Genomic DNA, 4,448 nt, shown 5'->3' on the forward strand with positions numbered 1-4,448 from the left:
ATGGTTAAGGATAGGTAAGAGGAAGTTATTTCCTAAAAGGATGAAAGATAGAAGTAGAAGAAATTCAGTGTGCAGTTTTGAAGGTATATAAACGTTCAAGAAAATCAAATATAAACGTGGATGACGGGGTGTGGCTCAGCTTGGCTAGAGCGCCTGGTTTGGGACCAGGAGGTCGCAGGTTCGAATCCTGTCACCCCGATTCTTACAAGTATGCGCGAGTGGCTCAGTTGGTGGAGCGCGACCTTGCCAAGGTCGAGGCCGCGGGTTCGAGTCCCGTCTCGCGCTCTTTTATATTATTGCGGAAGCTTTGATTCATCAGGGTTTCCGCTTTTTTGCATTTTCATTTTTATGTAGACAGTTGTAGACACCTGAAGACAATATATACGCTTACAGACTGTTTAAAAGCAATTTGTTAGAATAAATGTATCGCAGAGTAAAAGGAGGAAACCAAATGAGCAAAGTATTAATTCTAAACGGAAGTCCACGTGTAAACGGCAACACATCCATTGCCATCCGGGAAATGGAGAATGTATTTCGAAATAGTGGGGTAGAGGTAACAACCATACAGATTGGAAATAAAGATATCCGGGGCTGTATTGCCTGTAACCAGTGCAGCGAAATTGGAAAATGTGTGTTTGATGATATCGTAAATGAGCTGGCACCTCTCTTTGAGGCGGCGGATGGCCTGGTGATTGCCAGTCCGGTCTACTATGCATCGGCTAATGCGACGCTGATTGCCTGTCTTGACCGCTTGTTTTACAGCACGTCCTTTGATAAGAGCATGAAGGTGGGTGCCAGTGTAGTCTGTGCACGCAGAGGCGGCTGCTCAGCGACTTTTGATGAATTGAACAAATTTTTTACCATCAGCAATATGCCGATCGCATCCAGCAGATACTGGAACAGTATTCACGGCTGTGAGAAAGGGGAGGCAGAGATGGATGAGGAAGGCAAGCAGACGATGCGGATGCTTGCAAAGAATATGACATTTCTTATGAAGTCCATCGAGCTTGGCAAGAAAGAATATGGTCTTCCGGAACAGGAGGAGCGGACGGCGACGAATTTTATTCGCTAAGTTTAAGGGAGTCAGAGCATTTTTGATAATGTAGTCCATGCGCCGGCTGGATGGAGATACGATTTCGAAAATGAGATCGGGAGCGCCGCAACAGCCGCGGTCGGTCAATTTATTCGGATCACAGATAAGAGAGATATCCGGCTCAACCCAATCTTTATCATCCGCATCCAGATTGACAGCGAAAGGAGGCGGATAAACGCGGCATTCTCCGCCGTTGGACTCGATATAATTTCCAAGAAGGTGAGAAATCTGGTAGGAAATTTCCTGATAAATCCGGCTCGGAGGTGCCATATTATAAAATTGCCCGTCGATCAGCTCTGCACGCTGCCCGTCGGGCAAATTCCAGTAATCTTTTGAAATATAGGTATACCTATACCTAAAAGTATATTACAGGAAGAAATTATTTTCAATCATCCGTACGTATTCGCAACCAATCCCAGATAACCTCAGCGTCGTATCCAGTCATATGGATAATGATGACCGGATAATCGCGAACCGTCTCATATGGAAGTTTACCGGAACCGTCATGCATCCATCACAGGAAAAGGCTGTAGCGGACGATGGCATACTCTAACGCGATCCCCTGCATCTGTAGAATCATATCTTCCAGTCCGCTGCCTGGTTCCAGTAGAGCGGAAAAGAACGCATTTGCCAGAAAATGACGAAGAGGCATCTGATAGAGCACCGATGCATTTCGAAATTTTTCCCAGGGTAGTTCAATATCGCAGATCAGTGAGCGTAGCTGCGGGAGAGTCCTTCGGAAAATTTCTGTGGACAGGATATGCATGAGGGGAGATTCCCGGGGGATTTTGAGCGGAAATATGGTTGGGTGGCAAAAGTTCACGCGCCATTTGGATAAAATCCTGCATGACAGGAGACAGAAACTTGCTCTGATGCCACGCCAGATGAACGGTATTTTGAAAAGAAAAATCCGAAAAATAGATCCGGGAAATGGCACTGAGTCTCAGCTCAGTTTCGATCATAGCGCTTGGCAGAATTGTGACGCCAAGCCCCAGGCGGACGGCTTCGAGAATGGCCTCTTGCGAGGTGCTTTCCCAGGCAGGGGTGACCTCACAGCCGGTCTGGCGGATGGCATTTTGAAATACTTCATAGGAGGTGCTGCCGACTTCGCGAAAGAGCAGCGGTTGTTTCATAAATGTATTGATGGAAACGGTTTTTCCTGCCATCGGGTGTCCCGGCGCGCAGATGGCGGTGTAGTGTTCCTGAAACAGGGGAGTCAGGGCAATCTGTTCGGAGTGGATGGTTCCGCCGACGATTGCAAGATCTAGCGCTCCATTTAAGAGCATGGCTTCCGTCTGTGCGGTCGTCTGTATATGGACCTGCGTGTGCACCTGGGGATATGTCTCTTGAAATAGCTGCATGAAACGTGGCAGATAGGAAATCCCCACGTTGGTGCTGGCACCGATGCGGAGAACTCCGCTGATTCCGGAATTGGAAAATGCCAGCTCCATTTCATCGTACATCTGGATAAAATGGCGTGCATAGTCGAGAAAACGCCGCCCTTCGCCGGTAATTCGCAGACGCTGGTTGATCCGGTCGAAAAATAATGTTCCGTAGTGTTCTTCGAGCTCCCGGACGGCGGTGCTGACGGTTGGCTGCGTCAGGTAGAGATTGCGTGCCGCCTGTGTAATGCTTCCGGCGGATGCTACTTCGATAAAAATTCGGAAATGCCGCAGTGTCATGAAAACTCCTTTCCTGAATGTTTCATAAGGAGTGGGAAACATTCGTATCTGTGTGTTTGTCCTGCTTTTTGCCTGCCGTCAGAAAGGTTATTTTTGACGGCGCTGCTTTTATAGACGATCATAGATGTCTTGATAAGAACTATATATAAATTATAGTAATTTTAAAATGAATTGGCAAGTGTTATAATGGGCACAGAAAAAGGAATGTTGTTTTGCGTGAAGGAGAACTGGGAGAGACAAAAGATAAAATAGAAAAAGGGGGAATGGCAGATGAAACAGAAGCATCGACTGCTGGTTTTATTTTTAAAAACACTTTATATCAGCGCATTTACATTCGGGGGCGGTTTTGTCATTGTGACATTTATGAAGAAATGTTTCGTGGATGAGCTTCACTGGATTGATGAACAGGAAATGCTTGATTTTACCGCACTGGCACAGTCCTGTCCGGGCGCGATTGCGGTAAATGGGGCAATTTTGGTTGGCTGGAAAGTATATGGGTTTGCCGGAATGGTGGTGGCAGTCATCGGAACGATTCTTCCGCCGATGGCGATTCTGGCGGTTTTATCCGTCTGTTACGCCGCGTTTGCGTCGAACGTCTGGGTGGCAGCAGCACTAGAGGGAATGCGAGTCGGCGTGGCAGCTGTGATTCTGGATGTTTCCTGTGGGCTGGGAGTGAATGTTCTGAAGGAAAAAAAGCTGTATTCAATTGCAATCATGATAATTGCGTTTCTGGCTGATTTTGTGCTGGATGTGAATGTAATCTATATCATTGCGGCGGGTATTCTGGCGGGAACGATTCGATTTATCTGGATGAGAAAACGTGAGAAGACGGCCGGTGCGGTATAGAGGGGGAGAATAGATATGATCTATATACAATTATTTTTGAGCTTTCTGCAGATAGGGCTTTTCAGCGTGGGCGGCGGCTACGCGGCGATTCCACTGGTACAGAGCCTGATTGTGGAACGACAGGGATGGATCACGATGACGGAGTTTACGAATCTTATCACGATCGCGGAAATGACGCCGGGACCGATTGCGGTCAATTCAGCAACCTTTGTCGGAATTCGGATAGCGGGACTTCCGGGGGCGGTTGCGGCAACCTGGGGATGTATTTTCCCATCTTGTATCATTGTATCGGTATTGGCATACATATATCGGCGTTACCGTGGCGGCTCTGCGATGGGAAGTATTTTAGGCAGTCTTCGCCCAGCGGTAGTGGCGCTGATCGCAGGTGCCGGACTTTCGATGCTACTGGCAGCAGTTCTTCCAGAGGTAAATGGGGAGAGGATGATCCAGTGGGGCAGCCTGGTTCTTTTTTCGGCAGCTTTTATAGCGCTCCGTAAATGGAAACTGAACCCAATTCTTGTGATGTGGGTCTGCGGCGGTGTCAGCCTGGCAGTTAAATTGATTGAGTATCATTTGTAGATAAGGTAGTATAAGAATAGGTAATAGATATAAATGAGAGTGTAGATGGAGATTGAAAGCTGTATTTATGAATGGATGGAAATGGCATCGAATTCTTTTGATTCGATGCCATTTCTGGGATTAGGGGAAATAGATGCATAGACTTCAAATGGTTAGAATATTCTAAAAAATCACAACAAAATAAAAAGAATAACAAATATAGAAAAATCGTTGACAATCCTTGGAAACTCTGGTATCATAACATACGT

4 protein-coding genes, 2 tRNA genes and 1 pseudogene are annotated in these 4,448 nt (G+C 46.7%); 5 read left to right on the forward strand and 2 right to left on the reverse strand.

Annotated features, from left to right (window positions below):
* Positions 1-124: 124 nt before the first annotated feature.
* The 3 genes from DWZ76_RS14785 to DWZ76_RS14795 all read left to right on the forward strand — a co-directional run bounded on the left by DWZ76_RS14785 (position 125) and on the right by DWZ76_RS14795 (position 1,072).
* Positions 125-199: transfer RNA gene (locus tag DWZ76_RS14785), tRNA-Pro, on the forward strand.
* A gap of 13 nt (positions 200-212) precedes the next feature.
* Positions 213-285: transfer RNA gene (locus DWZ76_RS14790), tRNA-Gly, on the forward strand.
* Positions 286-451: 166 nt separating this feature from the next.
* Positions 452-1,072, forward strand: a complete 621-nt coding sequence (locus tag DWZ76_RS14795; RefSeq protein WP_118469527.1) for a flavodoxin family protein — start codon at positions 452-454, stop codon at positions 1,070-1,072.
* A gap of 27 nt (positions 1,073-1,099) precedes the next feature.
* On the opposite strand, the pseudogene DWZ76_RS14800 reads toward DWZ76_RS14795, so the two are convergent.
* Together DWZ76_RS14800 and DWZ76_RS14805 are read right to left on the reverse strand one after the other, a co-directional pair.
* Positions 1,100-1,411, reverse strand: a pseudogene (locus tag DWZ76_RS14800) (Uma2 family endonuclease); the annotation flags it as partial.
* A gap of 377 nt (positions 1,412-1,788) precedes the next feature.
* On the reverse strand, positions 1,789-2,775 hold the full coding sequence (locus DWZ76_RS14805) for a LysR family transcriptional regulator (protein ID WP_182431337.1): 987 nt from the start codon (positions 2,773-2,775) through the stop codon (positions 1,789-1,791).
* 270 nt (positions 2,776-3,045) lie between these two features.
* On the opposite strand from DWZ76_RS14805, the gene DWZ76_RS14810 reads away from it, so the two are divergent.
* A complete protein-coding gene (locus DWZ76_RS14810) occupies positions 3,046-3,621 on the forward strand; it encodes a chromate transporter (protein WP_118473073.1) in 576 nt (191 codons plus the stop codon).
* Between the two features lie 15 nt (positions 3,622-3,636).
* Positions 3,637-4,200, forward strand: coding sequence for a chromate transporter (locus tag DWZ76_RS14815; protein ID WP_107001912.1), 564 nt, complete (start codon positions 3,637-3,639; stop codon positions 4,198-4,200).
* The last annotated feature ends 248 nt before the right edge of the window (positions 4,201-4,448 follow it).

Origin of the sequence: Clostridium sp. AF35-15, from assembly GCF_003477745.1 — a bacterium.
GTDB classification, from domain to species: domain Bacteria; phylum Bacillota; class Clostridia; order Lachnospirales; family Lachnospiraceae; genus Otoolea; species Otoolea fessa.

What these genes read in the sequence shown, in the direction of transcription:
- DWZ76_RS14795 (WP_118469527.1), top strand. Translation starts at nt 452, where the DNA reads ATGAGCAAAGTATTAATTCTAAACGGAAGTCCACGTGTAAACGGCAAC.
- DWZ76_RS14805 (WP_182431337.1), bottom strand. Translation starts at nt 2,775, where the DNA reads ATGACACTGCGGCATTTCCGAATTTTTATCGAAGTAGCATCCGCCGGA.
- DWZ76_RS14810 (WP_118473073.1), top strand. Translation starts at nt 3,046, where the DNA reads ATGAAACAGAAGCATCGACTGCTGGTTTTATTTTTAAAAACACTTTAT.
- DWZ76_RS14815 (WP_107001912.1), top strand. Translation starts at nt 3,637, where the DNA reads ATGATCTATATACAATTATTTTTGAGCTTTCTGCAGATAGGGCTTTTC.